15 protein-coding genes are annotated in these 17127 nt (G+C 62.2%); 8 read left to right on the top strand and 7 right to left on the bottom strand.

Translation table 11 applies throughout. The features are described from left to right. Positions 1 to 387: 387 nt before the first annotated feature. The 3 genes from ABIE18_RS10745 to ABIE18_RS10735 all read left to right on the top strand — a co-directional run bounded on the left by ABIE18_RS10745 (position 388) and on the right by ABIE18_RS10735 (position 5038). Positions 388 to 1569 (top strand): FAD-dependent monooxygenase, encoded by a 1182-nt coding sequence (locus ABIE18_RS10745; RefSeq protein ID WP_499722713.1) that lies wholly within the window; start codon positions 388 to 390, stop codon positions 1567 to 1569. A 226-nt stretch (positions 1570 to 1795) separates the two neighbouring features. Beyond that, the gene (gene ppsA / locus ABIE18_RS10740; RefSeq protein ID WP_499722712.1) at positions 1796 to 4195 is read left to right on the top strand and encodes a phosphoenolpyruvate synthase; all 2400 of its coding nucleotides are present in this window, start codon (positions 1796 to 1798) and stop codon (positions 4193 to 4195) included. Further along, a complete protein-coding gene (locus ABIE18_RS10735; protein ID WP_499722711.1) occupies positions 4196 to 5038 on the top strand; it encodes a pyruvate, water dikinase regulatory protein in 843 nt (280 codons plus the stop codon). It begins immediately after the preceding gene. Positions 5039 to 5070: 32 nt separating this feature from the next. On the opposite strand, the gene ABIE18_RS10730 is transcribed toward ABIE18_RS10735, so the two are convergent. Then, complete coding sequence (locus ABIE18_RS10730; RefSeq protein ID WP_499722710.1) at positions 5071 to 5634, bottom strand: TetR/AcrR family transcriptional regulator; 564 nt, start codon at positions 5632 to 5634, stop codon at positions 5071 to 5073. Between the two features lie 92 nt (positions 5635 to 5726). On the opposite strand from ABIE18_RS10730, the gene ABIE18_RS10725 reads away from it, so the two are divergent. Then, positions 5727 to 6560, top strand: a complete 834-nt coding sequence (locus tag ABIE18_RS10725) for an alpha/beta fold hydrolase (RefSeq protein WP_499722709.1) — start codon at positions 5727 to 5729, stop codon at positions 6558 to 6560. Positions 6561 to 6760: 200 nt separating this feature from the next. Here the strand turns inward: ABIE18_RS10725 and ABIE18_RS10720 are convergent, their stop codons facing one another. The 5 genes from ABIE18_RS10720 to ABIE18_RS10700 form a co-directional block, all read right to left on the bottom strand. Continuing rightward, positions 6761 to 7801 carry an AAA family ATPase gene (locus ABIE18_RS10720; RefSeq protein WP_499722708.1) on the bottom strand — a complete coding sequence of 347 codons (1041 nt, stop codon included), beginning with the start codon at positions 7799 to 7801 and terminating at the stop codon, positions 6761 to 6763. A 336-nt stretch (positions 7802 to 8137) separates the two neighbouring features. Further along, a complete protein-coding gene (locus ABIE18_RS10715; protein WP_499722707.1) occupies positions 8138 to 8338 on the bottom strand; it encodes a DUF1214 domain-containing protein in 201 nt (66 codons plus the stop codon). Further along, positions 8304 to 8741, bottom strand: a complete 438-nt coding sequence (locus ABIE18_RS10710) for a DUF1214 domain-containing protein (protein ID WP_499722706.1) — start codon at positions 8739 to 8741, stop codon at positions 8304 to 8306. The genes ABIE18_RS10715 and ABIE18_RS10710 overlap by 35 nt, the downstream gene beginning before the upstream one ends. 55 nt (positions 8742 to 8796) lie before the next feature. After that, a complete protein-coding gene (locus ABIE18_RS10705; protein ID WP_499722705.1) occupies positions 8797 to 9012 on the bottom strand; it encodes a cold-shock protein in 216 nt (71 codons plus the stop codon). Between the two features lie 55 nt (positions 9013 to 9067). Beyond that, positions 9068 to 9574 (bottom strand): hypothetical protein, encoded by a 507-nt coding sequence (locus ABIE18_RS10700; RefSeq protein ID WP_499722703.1) that lies wholly within the window; start codon positions 9572 to 9574, stop codon positions 9068 to 9070. A 170-nt stretch (positions 9575 to 9744) separates the two neighbouring features. Between ABIE18_RS10700 and ABIE18_RS10695 the strand changes: the two genes are divergently transcribed. Further along, positions 9745 to 10455 (top strand): response regulator transcription factor, encoded by a 711-nt coding sequence (locus tag ABIE18_RS10695; RefSeq protein WP_499722702.1) that lies wholly within the window; start codon positions 9745 to 9747, stop codon positions 10453 to 10455. Beyond that, positions 10452 to 11969 carry a sensor histidine kinase gene (locus ABIE18_RS10690; protein ID WP_499722701.1) on the top strand — a complete coding sequence of 506 codons (1518 nt, stop codon included), beginning with the start codon at positions 10452 to 10454 and terminating at the stop codon, positions 11967 to 11969. Before ABIE18_RS10695 ends, ABIE18_RS10690 begins: the two co-directional genes overlap by 4 nt. 261 nt (positions 11970 to 12230) lie before the next feature. Here ABIE18_RS10690 and ABIE18_RS10685 read toward each other — a convergent pair whose 3' ends face one another. Next, positions 12231 to 14147 carry an FAD-binding monooxygenase gene (locus tag ABIE18_RS10685; protein WP_499722700.1) on the bottom strand — a complete coding sequence of 639 codons (1917 nt, stop codon included), beginning with the start codon at positions 14145 to 14147 and terminating at the stop codon, positions 12231 to 12233. 312 nt (positions 14148 to 14459) lie between these two features. Here ABIE18_RS10685 and hpaE point away from each other — a divergent pair, with 312 nt between their 5' ends. Together hpaE and hpaD are read left to right on the top strand one after the other, a co-directional pair. Further along, on the top strand, positions 14460 to 15980 hold the full coding sequence (gene hpaE, locus ABIE18_RS10680; protein ID WP_499722699.1) for a 5-carboxymethyl-2-hydroxymuconate semialdehyde dehydrogenase: 1521 nt from the start codon (positions 14460 to 14462) through the stop codon (positions 15978 to 15980). A 31-nt stretch (positions 15981 to 16011) separates the two neighbouring features. After that, a complete protein-coding gene (gene hpaD / locus ABIE18_RS10675) occupies positions 16012 to 17109 on the top strand; it encodes a 3,4-dihydroxyphenylacetate 2,3-dioxygenase (RefSeq protein WP_499722698.1) in 1098 nt (365 codons plus the stop codon). Positions 17110 to 17127: the final 18 nt, after the last annotated feature.

The following is a 17127-nucleotide window of genomic DNA, read 5'->3' as shown; positions in this document are numbered from 1 at the left end:
AGCACCAAAAGCCATACGTTTTTATCTTTGCCCAAAGCGTTTCGGTCACGGAGATGCGGAATCGCGGTTTTCAGTTCCATGATCGGTGCAAAACCCTCCTTCGACACGCGCTCCTGGTCCGCGGTCCAAGCCTGGATGCATTTCCAAACAGTTCAATCGATGTTCTATATGAATTTGTCGTCCAGAGATTGCTGATGCGGACTACCTCCCTTGGCACCGTCGACTGGACGGACCCCTTGCATAAAGGCTTTCCCGACCACGAAACCTTCGAAAGGGAATTGAGCGTAATGGCCATGGGCTACCTGAATCATTGGGCCAGCGCAAGCCCGCAACCCCCATCTATTTCCACCACCGAACAACTGTTCCAGTAGACCCTGAGAGGCGACAATGCCGAATCTTACAAACTCCTTCCACACTCAACCGGCCCGGGTGCAAAACTCACAACGTACTGCACTTGTTGTAGGCGCCAGCATGGCCGGACTTTCGGCTGCTGCGCAGCTCACTGACATTGGCTATCAAGTAACCGTCGTCGAGAGGGCACCACAACTGCGTCTTGTTGGCACCCCTATCGATGTCAGAGGCGAAGCTCTCGCGGTAGCTGGCAAGATGGGTATCCTGGAGTCCATCCGGAGGAACAAGGTCTCCAGCGATGAGCGCCCAGTGTTCACAACCTTTGTAGATGCAAGTGGACACCCTGTGGCCGAGCTGCCCTTGGAAATGGCTAACGACTCCCCAGACGACATCGAGATCTCACGAGAAGCCCTTATCAACATTCTTCACGCAAGGATTGGCAGCGAGACAAAGTTTGTCTACCGCGATTGGCCTGTAACTCTCATTGAGACTGGTCACGGTGTAGTAGTGGACTTCGCTGGCGGCTCTTCGGAAAACTTCGACATAGTCATCGGAGCAGACGGAATTCATTCATCTGTTCGGAAAATGGTTCTTGGACCCGAAAACCTTTACCGCAAGCATCTAGGCGTCTACTACGCAATTGTTGATCTCCCATCCGGGACTAAGGGCATCGTCAATGAAAGCCGGACCTATAATTGTCCCGGCAGCATGGTCGGTATCAACGACTATGGCGATCGCGCCTATGGTGTCTTCGCATTCCGCGCACCTGAAACCGAGTATAATTACCGCGACATGGCTGCACAACGGGAGTTGTTGACCCGAGCCTTCCGCAACGAAGCCGGATGGCACATTCCGTTCCTTTTGGACGCAGTACGCGATGCACCGGACATCTATTTCGACTCAGTGAGCCAAGTCCACATGTCCGGCTGGTCCAAGGGCCGGATCGTTCTGGTCGGCGATGCCGCACATGCGGCTTCCTTGTTCTCGGGCAGGGGAACCTCCCTGGCAATGCAGGGAGCCTCAATCCTTGCTGAGGAACTGCACACTTCAAACTACGACCCCTCTGTCGCGTTCAAACGGTATGAGTCCCGTCTCCGGCCCATAGTGAAAAAGGCACAGGAGGGTGTCATCGAGGTCCGTGATTTCATGCTTCCGGACGCTCAGGACAAGATCGACGCACGCAACCGCCGGTTTCCCCTGACGACATCACATCACTAGACCCAAAGGGGCGCGGAGGCTATTCACACACCATCGAGCAGCGCCGCGGGTGGTCTCCGATGGTCTGATTGGTCTGACTGATCATCGAATCGACAGTGGCTTCCGCTACACCGGATGCATGTTGCACCCATCACATTTGTTTGCATCTGGTTCCTGCGCCCTAGATCCTTGCAAGACCTAGTTTTTTTAGCGCTTGTCAGAGCGTGCCCAATGGAGGACACATTTTATGACTAACGTTCTTTGGTTTTCTGAGCTCGGCTTGTCCGACCTTGACCAGGTTGGCGGCAAAAATGCATCACTCGGGGAAATGGTCCGGAATCTCGCCTCTTCCGGGGTGAAGGTTCCGGACGGTTTCGCCACCACCGCGGACGCTTACCGGCGTTTCCTGAGTGAGTCCGGCTTGGACACCCGTATTGAAACCATCCTTGAGGGCTTGGACAGCGGCGATGTGACCGCTTTGGCCACGGTTGGCCAGGAGATCCGGAACCTGATCCGTGCCACGACGTTCCCGGCCGGTTTCGAAGAGGAAATCCGGACCGCGTATCTGCGCCTGACCGAGGAGCATGGCGGCGATGTGTCATGGGCTGTGCGTTCCAGTGCCACGGCCGAGGACCTGCCGGATGCGTCCTTCGCCGGGCAGCAGGAGACGTTCCTGAACATCCGCGGGATCGAGAACATCCTGCACGCGATCAAGGACGTTTTCGCGTCGCTCTATAACGACCGTGCGATCGCGTACCGGGTGCATCACCGTTTCACGCACTCGGAAGTGGCGCTCTCGGCCGGTGTGCAGCGGATGGTGCGTTCCGACGTCGGCGCATCCGGGGTGATGTTCACCATGGACACCGAGACGGGCTTCAACGATGCGGTCTTCATTACGTCTTCGTACGGCCTAGGCGAGGCAGTGGTCCAGGGAGCCGTGAACCCTGATGAGTTCTATGTCCACAAGCCGGCCCTGGCTGCCGGGCGTCCGGGCGTGCTCAAGCGTGGCCTTGGGGACAAGGCCATTCAGATGGTCTATACCGTTTCCGAAGAGGTTGGCCGGACGGTTGACTTCGTCCCGGTCCCGAAGGACCTCAGGAGCCGGTTTAGCCTGACCGATGCGGAGGTTGAGCAGCTCGCCCGCCACGCACTGGCTATCGAGGCCCATTATGGCCGGCCGATGGATATTGAGTGGGGCAAAGACGGTGTGGACGGAGAGCTCTACATCCTCCAGGCACGTCCGGAAACTGTCGAGTCACGCAAAGCTGTGGGGACCACTTCCCGGTACACCTTGACGGAGCGATCGACTGTCCTCGTGGAGGGCCGCGCGATCGGTCAGCGGATCGGCGCCGGGCAGGTACGGGTCCTGTCGTCCATTGACCAGATGGCGTCCTTCCAGGAGGGTGATGTCCTCGTTGCGAACATGACGGACCCGGACTGGGAACCGATTATGAAGAAGGCCGCCGCGATCGTCACGGACCGTGGCGGACGGACCTGCCACGCGGCGATCATCGCGCGGGAGTTGGGTATCCCGGCCGTTGTCGGTACGGGCTACGCGTCCCAGATCCTCAAAGACGGCACCCCCGTCACCGTGTCCTGCGCCGAGGGCGAAGCCGGGCTCGTGTACGAGGGGCTGCTGGAGTACACGCTCCAGGAGACCAGCCTGGAGACCATGCCGGAAGCTCCAGTGAAGATCATGATGAACGTCGGCACCCCGGAACAGGCGTTCAGTTTCGCCAAGCTGCCGAACCATGGTGTGGGATTGGCGCGGCTGGAGTTCATCATCAACCGGCAGATCGGCGTCCACCCCAACGCCTTGCTGGCAGTGGCCGGAGAGATTGAACGCCCTGCAACCTTGGATGACTTCACCGTGCGGCAAATCCAGGAGAAAACCGCTGCCTATGACGGGCCTCGGGATTACTACGTCCGACGGCTGGCCGAGGGCATCTCTACCATCGCCGCGGCGTTCGCGCCCGAACCGGTCATCATCCGGCTCTCGGACTTCAAGTCCAACGAGTACGCCAACCTCCTCGGTGGCCCGGCGTTCGAACCGGAGGAGGAGAACCCCATGATTGGGTTCCGTGGCGCCTCCCGGTACCTGTCGGCATCCTTCCGGCAGGCCTTCGAACTCGAATGCGAAGCACTGAAGTACGTGCGCAACGAGATGGGCCTGACCAACATCAAACTCATGGTCCCATTCGTGCGGACCCTGGCCGAAGCGCGCGGGGTCACCGAGTTGCTCGCCGACAACGGGCTGCGCAGGGGCGAGGACGGGCTGGAGATCGTGATGATGTGCGAACTCCCGGCCAATGCGCTCCTCGCGGATGAGTTCCTGGAGTACTTCGACGGATTCTCGATCGGTTCCAACGACCTGACCCAGCTGACCCTGGGCCTGGACCGCGACTCCGCCTTGGTTGCCGAAGGCTTTGATGAACGGAACCCGGCCGTCACCAAGCTCTTGGAGATGGCGATCGCCGCTTGCCGGGCCAAGGGCCGGTATGTCGGGATCTGTGGCCAAGGCCCGAGTGATCACCCGGACTTTGCGGAGTGGTTGCTGGCACAGGGCATCAGCTCGATCTCACTGAACCCTGACGCGGTGACCGAGACGTGGCTGCGGCTGGCCCGTACCACCAGCGCCGCCGTCTAAATGGCAGAACACCACATCGTGGGGGCGGGCGCTTCGCCTGCCCCCACGGTCTTCTTCCTTTCCGACAGCACCGGGATCACCGCCGAAACCCTTGGCAATACCCTGCTCACACAGTTCCCCGGCCAGCGGTTGGAACGGCGCACCATCCCGTTCATCACCACCGTGGAACAAGCCCGCGACGTTGTCGCGCTTATCGATCACGTCGCGGCGGCCGGTCCGCAACCCATCATCTTCTCAACGGCCGTCGGGCAGGACATCCGTGCTGTCCTGTCCCAAAGCCGCGGGCAGTTCTTCGACCTCTTCGGTGCGCACATCGGCCAACTCGAGCAAGCCCTGGGCGCGGCCGCCAATGGCAAGCCCGGTCAGGCCCACGGTGTGGGCGATGCGGTGCGCTACCAATCGCGCATGGCGGCCGTCGAATACGCCATCGAACACGACGACGGCCAATCGCTCCGCGCGCTCGAACGCGCCGAACTGATCCTCATCGCCCCATCGCGCTGCGGGAAAACTCCCACAACCATGTACTTGGCCCTGCAGCACGGCATCCTCGCCGCCAACTTTCCCCTGGTCGAAGAAGACTTTGACACGATGACCCTGCCCAAACCTTTGCTTCCCCTCGCGAGCAAGTGCTTCGGTCTCACGTCCCAGCCCGTCCGGCTCAGCCAGATCCGCCAGGAACGGCGCCCCGGCAGCAACTACGCATCACTGAACCAATGCAGCTTTGAACTGCGCAACGCCGAAGACATGTACAGGGCCAACAACATCCCCTACGTGAACTCCGCATCCATGTCAGTGGAAGAAATATCCGCCACCGTCCTGCAACGGATGGAGTTGCACCACTAAACTCCATAAGCGGTTTGATAGCCTCCGCGGGTTTATTTCGTGTTCAGGGCGGCGTCGATCAGCACTTCCGCCGCTTGCCGTGCCTGAGTGGCAGCGTTCGGGCTCCCTGCGATGGCTGCAGTTGTTTGCGCCCCCTCGGCAAGGATCGCCAGTTGTGGTGCCAGATACCCAGGCGCTCCAGCCCCGGCCGCGAGGGAGGCGACGTATGCCTGGAACGATTCCTTGTGCTTGCGCGCATACTCAGCCACCTCGGGACTGATCGCACCGAGCTCGGCGAAACTGTTGATGAACCCACACCCCCGGAACGTCTCCTGACAGAACCACTCCGCGAGGTAGTCGAAGATGGCGAGCAGTTGCTCACGCGGCGTCGGAGCGCGGCGGACTCTCGCATCCAGGCCTTCCGCCCATGACTGATGGCGTCGCTCGAGGACGGCCATGACAATGCTTTTTTTTGAGGGAAACTCCTGGTACAGCTTCTTGAGCGAGACACCGGCAGCCGTGCGCAGTTCATCCATTCCCACCGATTGGATTCCCTTGGCGTTGTAGAGCTCATCGGCAGTGGCGACGATCCGGTTCCGGGCATCGGAAATATCCATAGGTACATTCTACTTGCAACGAGAACGACCGTTCTATACGATAACAACAACAAGAGAACGACCGTTCTCTTCTTCGAGAAAAGGATCAGTCCATGGGCTTCATCAAGGTCGGCACCGAGAACAGCACTGACATCGAGCTCTACTACGAGGATCACGGCGCAGGCCAGCCGGTGGTCTTGATCCACGGGTATCCTCTCGATGGAGGATCCTGGGAAAAGCAAACAGCGGCCTTGCTGAAAGCCGGCTACCGCGTCATCACCTACGACCGCCGCGGTTTCGGCAAGTCCAGCAAACCCACCACCGGCTACGACTACGACACCTTCGCCGCGGACCTCAACACCGTCCTGGAAACCTTGGATCTGCAGGATGCAGTCCTGGTCGGTTTCTCCATGGGCACCGGCGAAGTCGGGCGCTACATCGGTACCTACGGCGAAGCCCGCCTCGCCAAGGCAGTCTTCCTCGCCTCCCTGGAACCCTTCCTCCTCCAAACCGACGACAACCCTACGGGAGTGCCATCTTCGGTCTTCGACGGCATCCGCAACGCCGCCGTCGAGGACCGCTACGCCTGGTTCACCAACTTCTACAACGACTTCTTCAACACCGATAACTTCCTCGGAAACCGCCTCAGCGAGGAAGCGCTGCGCAACGCGTGGAACGTCGCCGCCGGCTCCTCCTGGTACGCATCTTTCGCCGTGGTGGACTCATGGCTCACGGACTTCCGCGCGGACATCGACAAGGTCACCGTACCGTCCCTGATAGTCCACGGCACCGACGACCGCATTCTGCCGATCGACTCCACGGGCCGCGAGTTCATCAAGCGTCTCCCCTCGGCCGAGTACGTGGAGATCGAGGACGCCCCGCACGGCATGCTCTGGACACACGGCACCGAAATCAACGAGGTCCTGCTGCGCTTCCTGGCCAAGTAGCCGGCCAAAGCGACTAACAAGCACGACGGCGGCAGGTCGCCCAAGGCCCCACCGGACCCTTGCTCCAACGGAAACAGGGTTCCATGGAACCGCGGGGACCTGCCGACACTCATCAGGCATTAACCGCGGTTCGGCCACGAGCACGGGGAAGCATTTGCCAGCGCGGCGGAGCATTCGCCTGCCAGCCGCCGCAGATCCGGTCAGACCAGCCAGCGCCACCAGCGTGACTGTTCCCGTTCCGGCGTCGGTTCCGGCTCCGGCTCTGGCTCCTCACCCAAGGCCAGCGCGGCCTCCGCGATGTCCTCCGCGGTGAGCGTCATGACGGCCTCACGATCGAGGGCGTCGAGACTTTGTTCTTCATCGAGCGAGAGCCGCAGCGCCTGGCGGTTGAGCGCCTGCTCGAACAGCGTGCGTGCGAACCGCGCGTTGCCGGAGTCCCCGCCCGCGTGGAGTCCGGTGAGGATGCGCCGCAGCATCTGGTCCGCACCCGGCTCCAGCGTGTACTCGTGCTGGGCAAGCATCTGGTGGAAGATCGTATCGAGCTCGTCCACGGAGTAGTCCGGGAACGTAATCTCCCGGGCGAACCGGGAGCGCAATCCGGGGTTGGAAAGCAAGAAGGACTCCATCAACCGCGGATACCCGGCCACGATCACCACCAAGCGGTGGCGGTGGTCCTCCATCCGCTTGAGCAGGACCTCGATCGCCTCGGGGCCGAAATCCATCCGCCCGTCCTCCGGGGCCAGCGCGTAGGCCTCGTCAATGAACAGGACGCCGTCCAGCGCACGCCGGATCACCCGGTCCGTCTTGATGGCGGTCGCACCCACGTACTGCCCCACCAGGCCCGAACGGTCGACCTCGACCAAGTGACCTTTCTGCAGCAGACCGACCGCGCGGTACATCTCGGCCAGGAGCCGCGCCACGGTCGTCTTGCCCGTGCCCGGGTTTCCCAGAAACACCAGATGCTGGGATGTGGCCACCTCCGGCAATCCGTGCGCCTTGCGACGGGCCTGGACTTGGAGCAGTGCGACCAGGGCCCGCACCTGTTCCTTCACGGTCTCCAGTCCAACCAGCGCGTCGAGTTCGGCCTGCACCTCGGAGAGCGGCCGGGCCGGCCCGGGCCTCGCACCGATGAGATCGCCCACCAGGTCGTCGACGCGCTCCGAACCGGGCAGCTTGAGCTGATTGGCCAGATGACCGATGGTTTCGCGCAGGTCATCAAGCGGATTGCGGCTGGCAGCCATACATCAACTGTAATACTCGATTTCCCGCCCGGGCGGGTTCGTTCCCGCGAGGCATTTCCTGTAGTGGTCCGCCGACCGCCGCGTTCCTCAGCAAGCTCCCGATAGATTTCCTCGTTCGAGAAGTACCACAGGAGGTCGCTTGCGGTGGCTTCGTCAATACCGGGAGCGAGACTGTCTCGCAGCCCGTGGACAAACTCCGCGAAAGTTCCGGCTCGAACATCCAACACCTTGCGGTAAGCCGCACCGGCCTTCGCGTCCGACACCGCCGCCTGGCGGTGCATAGAGATTATGCCAACAGTAAGGGGACGGCCGTACTTCAGGATGAGACGGTTCATGTCAGTGCGCCCTTATGACAGGCGGCAAATGATTTGTGCCCTCGAGTATTGCCGGACCGGGCAGATACACACGGAACGTGAGCTTGAACGTCCCCGAGGGAATCGGCAGCCAGTCTTGCTCGTTTCTGCCCGGCGCCTGGTGTTGGAGATAAATATCGAGCGAACCGTCAGCGGTTCCGCAGCAGGGGTGAACGGTCGCCAATGCTGTACCGGTTAGTCGGGTTCTTCACCATGTATCCGACAACATCCGTCGGAATGAGAGACCAGAAAGCGTTATGGGGCGGGAGTTGCCCGGCAGGGAAACGCAAGACATATCCGTTCCCGCCGCTCAAGGTTTGTCCTGCACCATCAACCTTCGTTGTCCAATACGCGGCCTCTTCAAACACATTAACCAGAGGCAGGGCCTTCGCGCAGGCGGCCCGCACAAAGACTCCGTTTCCACGCTGGCCACACCCGGCGATGGCACTCCAGCCGTTGACCGTCGTCGTGATCGCCCTGCCCACGGCATTCATCACGACGATTGCTGTCAAGAACGCAAGCACCCCACCGAGAAGTACGCCCTGCACGATACCGGACTGTGGGAACCAAGCGAGGCCGTTCACCATAACCGCAAACTACCACCGGCAGCACTGACTGAAGCCCCGGAAGGACGGAAGTTGGCTATCGCGGCCACCCTACAGGACGGATATTGTCCGCTTGGGGTCCCTTGGAGCCCTGCACAACATCGAACTGGACGCGCTGGTTCCCTTCCAGGGACCGGTACCCGCCGCTGACGATCGCCGAGTAGTGGGCGAAGACCTCAACTGAACCGTCGTCGGGGGCAATGAACCCGAAACGCTTTTCCGTGCTGAACCATTTGACCGTTCCGGTCGCCATTTCATGCTCCATCGTTGCGGTACTCGAGCCTTTGGATTTCGCTGACCTAAGCCCTCTACTGGGACTTTGCCGGTGTCTGGGCCAGTTTCGTCTGGATGTTTTTTGCGTGTTTCTCTATCTGCTCGCCGTAGCCTCCGTTGAGGGCGGTGTCCTTGATTTTTGAGGCGTCGGCGTCGCGCTCTGATGCCGGGGCTGCTTCCAAGGTCTTCAGGTCGGCCTGCAGATTTGCGGGGAGTTTGCTGAACGCCTTGGGGTGGTGGATCAGGAGGTAAGCGACCTCGTGGGCTTTGTCCCCGAAGCCGGCCTGGGCCCGCATGCTGACCCTCAGAACGGCTGGGAGGGCTCGGGCAAATGGATGTTTAGCGTTGCTCGCGCTGTCCGGTCCCGCCGTCGAGGCTGAGGATGACGCGCTTGGAGAAGGGGATGGGCTCTGACCGTCTGCCGAGGCAGCTGTTGCCCCAATTGCTGCTCCCCCGAGAAGGACAGCACCTGTCGCCACGGCGGCGCCGCGCATCCGCCATCGACGGATAACGTCACCGTTTGGCATTTTCCTGTTGTTCATGACTTCTCCTGAGTGATCCGGTGGGACCCCCGTTGGATTGGCTCCCTATGGGTCCTGACCATTCCACTATCGCCTGCCGACGTCCGGGACGGGTTCGGGGAATGTAATGGGACGGTAAAGTATCGGGCCCTTGCTGCGTTGCCGCCCCCAACAGAGCGTTCAATGGAAGCATGGAACAACCATCGACTCCCGATGCGACGCCGTCCCGTGGTCTCGTGATGATCGTGGAAGATGAGCGTGCGATCGCTGACGTGCAACGGCTGTATCTGAGTCAAGCGGGGTTCGGCGTACACGTTGAACCCACCGGTGAAGGCGCGCTGGAGCGAGTCAGAAGTCTTCGACCCGTCGCTGTCGTGTTGGACGTCGGGCTGCCTGGCATCGACGGAATCGAGGTATGCCGTCGGATGCGCACCCAGGAGGATTGGACACCCATCATTTTTGTCACTGCCCGCGACGAGGAGGTGGACATGCTTTTGGGATTGGAACTGGGCGCAGACGACTACATGACTAAACCGTTTTCACCTCGGGAGTTGGTGACCAGGCTCAAGACGGTCCTGCGCCGAAGCACGGGCGCCCCCGGCAGAGGTGTCCTGCGGGTTGGTTCCGTGACCCTGGACCGGAGCAGCCGCACTGTCAACGTCGATGGTTCAGCGGTGGAGCTGACTGCGAGGGAATTCGACGTGCTCGCCTTTTTGATGGCCAGCCCGGGCAGAGTGTTCAGCCGTGAACAGCTTCTGTCTTCGGTCTGGGGGCAGGCCAGCTACGCGGGAGGGCGGACCGTGGACGTGCATATAGCCCAGCTTCGCTCCAAACTCGGCGATGACAGCCCCATCCGTACCCTGCGAGGGGTTGGATACTCTGTCGATGGCGGCCTCACGTGAAAATCCATGACGCTGGTAACGGGGGGCTTGAGGGTCACACTGACCGCGAAAGCCGGAATCCGGCGTCGGGTTGGCTCCGCTCACTGGCAGGACGAATCACGCTCGTTACCGCTGCGGTGGCTGTCCTGGCGGTACTGGTCACCGGAGGCACCGCCTACCCACTGATACGATCCGCAGCGGTTGAGCAGGCGAGGCAGCAGCTGTTCCGCCAAGCCGACGCGTTCGCCGCGGCACCCGTTGCCTCCCAGGCGCTGGACCTTCGCGAGAGGCACCTTCTTGGACCGGACACTTACGAACTGTCCACCATCACCGCCACCGGCACCGTCAGGGGGCCAGCCACACAGCTCCTCGGGCCAGCCGACATTCAACAAGTGCTTGCCGGCCACAAAGTGTCCACGACAGTTGTCCATGACGGTGCCCAACTCCTTGTGGAGGCAAGGGCCCTCCCCAGAAGCGGGGGGATCGTGCTGAGCAGGTCCTTGGACGATGTGAACGCCGCCTCTTCCCAGCTCCTCCAACGCACACTGCTGGCCCTTGCGGCCGGGTTGTTAATCGCGGGGCTTGCCGGAACACTGCTTGCCCGGCGTCTCTCCGGCCCCCTCGTCAGGACTGCTGCAGCCGCGCGGCGGATGGCTGCCGGCGAACGGACCGTTCGCGTTGACCCGGCCGGAGTTACTGAAGTGCGCGATGTGGGAGAAGCCATCAACACCTTGGATCACGCGTTGCTGGCCAGCGAAGGCAGGCAACGTGAATTCCTGCTGTCCATCTCCCACGAGATCCGGACGCCACTCACCGCCATGCGCGGCTACGCCGAAGCCCTCGAGGACGGACTGATCCCGCCGGAGGACACCTCCCGGATAGGGCGCACCCTTTCCGCGGAAACGGACCGTCTCGATGCTTTTGTCCGTGACCTTCTCGCACTGGCCCGACTGGAAACGGACGATTTCACCCTGGACCTCCAACCCGTCGACGTCGCAGCGCTCTTGGGACAAGTACAGCGGACATGGCAGGGGGCAGCCACGGAGGCCGGGGTGGAACTGACCCTCCAGCTGCCGGAAGCAGCCACAAGTGAACCCCTGCTGGTCGTTACGGACGCGCAACGGTTACGCCAGATCGTCGACGGGCTCGTGGGCAACGCACTGCGCGTCACCTCGCGCGGGAAACCGCTCATCCTCCGCGTCAGGGTCGAAGAGCGCCCAACAACCGCGGGGTTGGCGCAATCCCCTGAGCAGTTCCCTGGCACCTCCAACGTGATCGTCATCGAGGTGCGGGACAGCGGCCCGGGCCTCACGGCCGAAGACACCGCCGTCGCCTTCGACCGCGGCGTCCTCTATCAGCGCTACAACGGACAACGCCCCACCGGTAGCGGCCTCGGCCTCTCCATCGCAGCACGGCTCGCAGAACGCATGGGACTCACCCTCACCGCAGAAGCCACCCACTTCCCCGACGACGGTGCCTGCTTTTGCATCCGGGTCCCCCGCCTGCCCGCTACCTCACCGGGGGACGCCTTGTAGGCACACAGGCTGCTGGCGCTCCGGCGCCAAGTGCCACGGGGCCCAGGTACTCGACGCCGATCAGGGACGCGGCGGCATCGGCGTGGGCTGCATCAGGCCTTCCGGGCTGAAACGCTGAACAGACATAAGACTCCTTGCAAAAGACCACCGAGACCCGCGTGACATATGGGCTCCGGCGCTCTGCATCTAAACCCTGGGTCAAGCCGGGGAATCCCTGGATCCCCCGGCAGTTAGACCGTTTTCAGTAGTCGCCCCTATCGTTCAGGCCTCAGCCGGAGCTGATTGCGCCGTCCGGTGCCCCGTAAGCAGCGGTGCAAAAAACTCACCGAGTTCGGCGGTCGCGGTCAGGGCCAGGACGTTTGCCACGTACTGGTCCGGGCGGACGACCACCACTACGCCGTTCCGGCTGAGGCCGCGCAGTTCGAAGATGTCCGCGTTGGGGTCGGTGCCGAAGACCTTCTCGAGGTAGGTGAGCTTGAACGGTCCAACGGTGGGTTTGAACGCTGAGGGGACGGCGTTGATGTCGACGTTGGTGTGGTCCTGCTGGTAGATCACTTTCACGTCGAACCAGGCGTCGCGGTCAGCGTCCGACGGCGTCGCGGCCAGCGGCGAGTCAGGCGAGGTCGCGATCCACTCGGCCAAGTCCGCTACCGGGCCTTCGGCGCCTGCCGGTGCGGCGTCGGCGAAGACGTAGATCCGCCAGCGGCCGTCGGCCTTGGCGTGGTGGCCCAGGTGCATGGGGTTGGTGTCGCAGACCCGTTGGACGGGCGCGGATTTGAAGCGCTTGCCGATCGGGAAGCCCGTGGCGAGTTCCTGGTGCTGCGCTTCGGCGACGAGCATGGACGGGGCGTACTGGGTCATGAAGCCTGCTGGGAACTCGGCGGTGCTGGTGTAGAAAGTCTCCAATTCTGCCGGGTCTTCGAACTCTTCGGGCTTCTTGGCCATCAGGGTGGACCATTGCTTGTCGAAGTCGATCAGGTTCTTCGCCACCACTTGGCGCTCGGCGGAGTAGGTGTCCAGCAGGGACTCGGGGCTGCGGCCTTCCAGGACGTGTCCGAATTTCCAGCCGATGTTGAAACCGTCCTGCATGGAAACGTTCATGCCCTGACCGGCCTTCGCGCTGTGCGTGTGGCAGGCATCGCCGGTGATGAACACCCGTGGGCTGCGTGTGCCGCGTTCCTCCGGCAGGACGTCGTCGAACCTGTCCGTGAGCCGGTGGCCTACCTCGTAAACGCTGTGCCAGGCGACGTTGCGGACATCCAGCGTGAAGGGGTGGAGGATGTCGTTGGCTTTGCCGATGATCTGCTCGATGGTCGTTTTCCGCACGGCACCGTGATCCTCGGGCTTAACCTCACCCAGGTCCACATACATGCGGAACAGGTGCCCGCCCTCGCGGGGGATCAGCAGGATACTGCCTCCGGCACCGGACTGGATGGCACACTTCAATCGGATGTCCGGGAAATCGGTAGTCGCGAGAACATCCATGACGCCCCATGCGTGGTTGGCTTGGTCGCCGGCAAGAGTACAACCGATCGATGATCGGACTTTGCTGCGCGCACCATCGGCACCAACAACATACTTCGCGTGCACCACACGCTCTTGGCCCTCCTCGGGTCCGGATGTGTGAAGGAGCGTCACCTCAACGGGATACTCGCCCACGCCGGTAACGGTCAGGCCCACGAACTCGTAGCCGTAGTCAGGCCGCATCCGGGCCGGGGAGTTCGCCATGAACTCGGCAAAGTAATCCAGCACCCGTGCCTGATTCACGATCAAGTGCGGGAATTCGCTGATCCCCGCAGGATCGTCCACGGCGCGGGCAGCCCGGACAATGCAGGAATGATCTGCAGGGTCCGGCTTCCAAAACGCCATCTCCGTAATCTGGTAGGCCTCGGCGGTGATCCGCTCCGCGAACCCAAACGCCTGGAAAGTCTCAACGCTGCGGGCCTGGATGCCATCGGCCTGGCCAATGGCGAGCCGGCCAGGCCGGCGTTCAATGATGCGCGTGGTGACTCCGGGGAACTGCGCGAGCTGGGCCGCCGTCAGCATCCCCGCAGGACCAGTGCCCACAATGAGGACATCGATCTCCTCCGGAAGCGCCTCCGGGCGATCGACCCCGGCGCCGGCCGCGGGCTCGACCCGCGGGTCCCCTGATACATAACCGTGGTGGTGGAACTGCACGGGCTTTCCTCACTTCTTCGTGGGCACTGTTGCCTAGTCCTGATGATTCCAGTCTGTTCGATAATAGAACATCTAATTCTTTTATTGAACAATGGGGTTCACGATAGGTGAATTCCAGGAAGAGGACAAGCCTTGGACAGCACGGGCATGAGGCCCCTTGACGTGCGCCACGTCACCGTGCATAGTTTTCGTATACGATTTCATACCTGATCTGGTGAGGCCTTTATTGCCAGACAGCCGCAAACGACAACGGAGATCCGGTGGCTGCAGTACGGCCACCTCCAACCGCCACTATTCATGAGGACTTCAACGATGACGACCACTCTTGCCAGCGAAGCAAAGCACTTCGTTCCAGACAACGTGCCCACCCACCTTCAGCACTTCATTGACGGCAAGTTCGTTGATTCGATCAGCGGCATGACCTTCGATGTGCTGGACCCGGTGTCGAACACCAACTACGCCACCGCGGCTGCCGGGCAGCACGAAGATGTTGACCTTGCTGTATCCGCTGCCAAGCGAGCCTTCAAGGAAGGCCCCTGGTCCAAGATGCTGCCGCGCGAACGCTCGCGGGTGCTGCACAAGATTGCAGACATCGTCGAATCACGCGATGACGAGCTCGCCCTCCTGGAAAGCTTCGACTCGGGCCTGCCGATCACCCAGGCCAAGGGCCAGGCCCGGCGTGCTGCCGAGAACTTCCGCTTCTTCGCGGACCTGATCGTGTCCCAGGAAGACAATGCGTTCAAGGTCCCGGGCCGCCAGATCAACTACGTGAATCGCAAGCCGATCGGCGTCGCGGGCCTCATCACCCCGTGGAACGTCCCTTTCATGCAGGAGTCCTGGAAGCTGGCCCCCGCCATCGCCACCGGCAACACCGTGGTCATGAAGCCAGCCAGCTACACTCCGCTCTCGGCCGTGCTGTGGCCAGAAATCTTCCGCGAGGCAGGCCTGCCCGATGGCGTCTTCAACCTGATCTTCGGATCCGGCGGCGTTGCCGGCGACTACTTGGTCAAGCACCCTGACGTCCCGATCATTTCCTTTACCGGTGACAGCTCCACCGGCGCCACCATCTCCACCGCGGCGGCACCGCAGTTCAAGAGTCTCTCCCTGGAACTGGGCGGGAAGAGCCCGGCCATCGTTTTCGCCGATGCCGACATCGAAGCAGCCCTCGATGCCACCGTCTTCGGCGTCTTCTCCCTCAACGGCGAACGCTGCACCGCAGGTTCCCGGGTGCTTGTACACCGGGACATCTACGACGACTTCGTCGCCCGCTTCGCCGAACGCGCGAAGAACATCGTCGTAGGCCTCCCCAGCGACCCAGCCACGGAAGTCGGTTCCCTCGTTCACCCGACCCACTGCGAAAAGGTCATGAGCTACATCGAGATCGGCAAAACAGAAGGCCGCCTCCTCGCCGGCGGCGGCCGCGCCGAGGGCTTCCCCACCGGGAACTACGTCGCACCCACCGTCTTTGCCGACGTCGCGCCTGACGCGCGGATCTTCCAGGAGGAAATCTTCGGCCCCGTCGTGGCCATCACCCCGTTCGAAAACGATGAAGAAGCCCTCGCCTTGGCGAACAACACCAAGTACGGGCTCGCCGCCTACGTCTGGACCGAGAACCTCAAGCGCGCACATAACTTCGCTGACGGTATCGAATCCGGCATGGTGTGGCTGAACTCCAACAACGTCCGCGATCTCCGCACTCCGTTCGGCGGCGTCAAGGCTTCCGGTCTCGGCCGTGAAGGCGGCTACCGCTCGATCGACTTCTACACCACCCAGCAGTCGGTGCAGATCAACCTCAATGAGGCCCACTCCCCCCGTTTCGGTACGGGCAAGTAGACCCTCAGCCTTTCAACGAAGAGAGAATCCCATGAGCAACCCCTTTACCGGCCCCATCCCCACACCCACGGTGCCCGCGCCGGACATCGTCCGCTGCGCCTACCTGGAACTCGTGGTCACGGACCTCGCCAAGTCCCGCGCGTTCTACGTTGACCTCCTGGGTCTGCATGTCACCGAGGAGGATGAGAACACCATCTACCTGCGCTCCTTCGAGGAGTTCATCCACCACAACCTGGTCCTGCGCAAGGGACCGGTCGCCGCCGCCGCTGCCTTCGCGTACCGGGTGAAGTCCCCGGCCGAGGTGGACGCCGCCGAGGCCTACTACCGCGAACTGGGCTGCCGGGTGGAGCGCCGCAAGGAAGGCTTCACCAAGGGCGTGGGCGACTCCGTCCGCGTGGAAGACCCGCTGGGCTTCCCGTATGAATTCTTCTACGACGTGGAGCACGTCGAACGCCTCACCCAACGCTACGATCTCTACTCCGCCGGCGAACTGGTCCGCCTGGACCACTTCAACCAGGTCACCCCGGACGTGCCCCGCGGCCGCAAATACCTCGAAGACCTCGGCTTCCGCGTCTCCGAAGACATCAAGGACTCCGACGGCGTCACCTACGCCGCGTGGATGCACCGCAAGCAAACCGTGCACGATACCGCGTTGACGGGCGGCAACGGACCGCGCCTGCACCACATCGCGTTCTCCACCCACGAGAAGCACAACATCATTCAGATCTGCGACAAGATGGGCGCCCTGCGCATCTCCGACCGGATCGAACGCGGCCCCGGACGCCACGGCGTGTCCAACGCGTTCTACCTCTACATCCTTGACCCGGACGGCCACCGCGTAGAGATCTACACCCAGGACTACTACACCGGCGACCCGGACAACCCCACCGTCACCTGGGACGTCCACGACAACCAGCGCCGCGACTGGTGGGGCAACCCCGTCGTCCCGTCCTGGTACACCGAAGCCTCCCTGGTCCTGGACCTGGACGGCAACCCGCAGCCCGTCATCGAACGCACTGACGCTTCAGAAATGGCCGTCACCGTCGGCGCCGACGGCTTCTCCTACACCCGGCCCTCAGGCGCCTCAGATGACGCCGCCGAGGGCTTCAAACTCGGCGTCCAGGTCTAGCCCACAACCAACTGACGG

This window comes from Arthrobacter sp. 2762 (assembly GCF_040548745.1).
GTDB lineage: Bacteria > Actinomycetota > Actinomycetes > Actinomycetales > Micrococcaceae > Arthrobacter.
This window is presented reverse-complemented; position numbering and strand designations above follow the sequence as displayed.

What these genes read in the sequence shown, in the direction of transcription:
- hpaE (WP_499722699.1), top strand. Translation starts at nt 14,460, where the DNA reads ATGACGACCACTCTTGCCAGCGAAGCAAAGCACTTCGTTCCAGACAAC.
- ABIE18_RS10720 (WP_499722708.1), bottom strand. Translation starts at nt 7,801, where the DNA reads ATGGCTGCCAGCCGCAATCCGCTTGATGACCTGCGCGAAACCATCGGT.
- hpaD (WP_499722698.1), top strand. Translation starts at nt 16,012, where the DNA reads ATGAGCAACCCCTTTACCGGCCCCATCCCCACACCCACGGTGCCCGCG.
- ABIE18_RS10730 (WP_499722710.1), bottom strand. Translation starts at nt 5,634, where the DNA reads ATGGATATTTCCGATGCCCGGAACCGGATCGTCGCCACTGCCGATGAG.
- ABIE18_RS10695 (WP_499722702.1), top strand. Translation starts at nt 9,745, where the DNA reads ATGGAACAACCATCGACTCCCGATGCGACGCCGTCCCGTGGTCTCGTG.
- ppsA (WP_499722712.1), top strand. Translation starts at nt 1,796, where the DNA reads ATGACTAACGTTCTTTGGTTTTCTGAGCTCGGCTTGTCCGACCTTGAC.
- ABIE18_RS10705 (WP_499722705.1), bottom strand. Translation starts at nt 9,012, where the DNA reads ATGGCGACCGGAACGGTCAAATGGTTCAGCACGGAAAAGCGTTTCGGG.
- ABIE18_RS10710 (WP_499722706.1), bottom strand. Translation starts at nt 8,741, where the DNA reads ATGGTGAACGGCCTCGCTTGGTTCCCACAGTCCGGTATCGTGCAGGGC.
- ABIE18_RS10725 (WP_499722709.1), top strand. Translation starts at nt 5,727, where the DNA reads ATGGGCTTCATCAAGGTCGGCACCGAGAACAGCACTGACATCGAGCTC.
- ABIE18_RS10745 (WP_499722713.1), top strand. Translation starts at nt 388, where the DNA reads ATGCCGAATCTTACAAACTCCTTCCACACTCAACCGGCCCGGGTGCAA.
- ABIE18_RS10735 (WP_499722711.1), top strand. Translation starts at nt 4,196, where the DNA reads ATGGCAGAACACCACATCGTGGGGGCGGGCGCTTCGCCTGCCCCCACG.
- ABIE18_RS10700 (WP_499722703.1), bottom strand. Translation starts at nt 9,574, where the DNA reads ATGAACAACAGGAAAATGCCAAACGGTGACGTTATCCGTCGATGGCGG.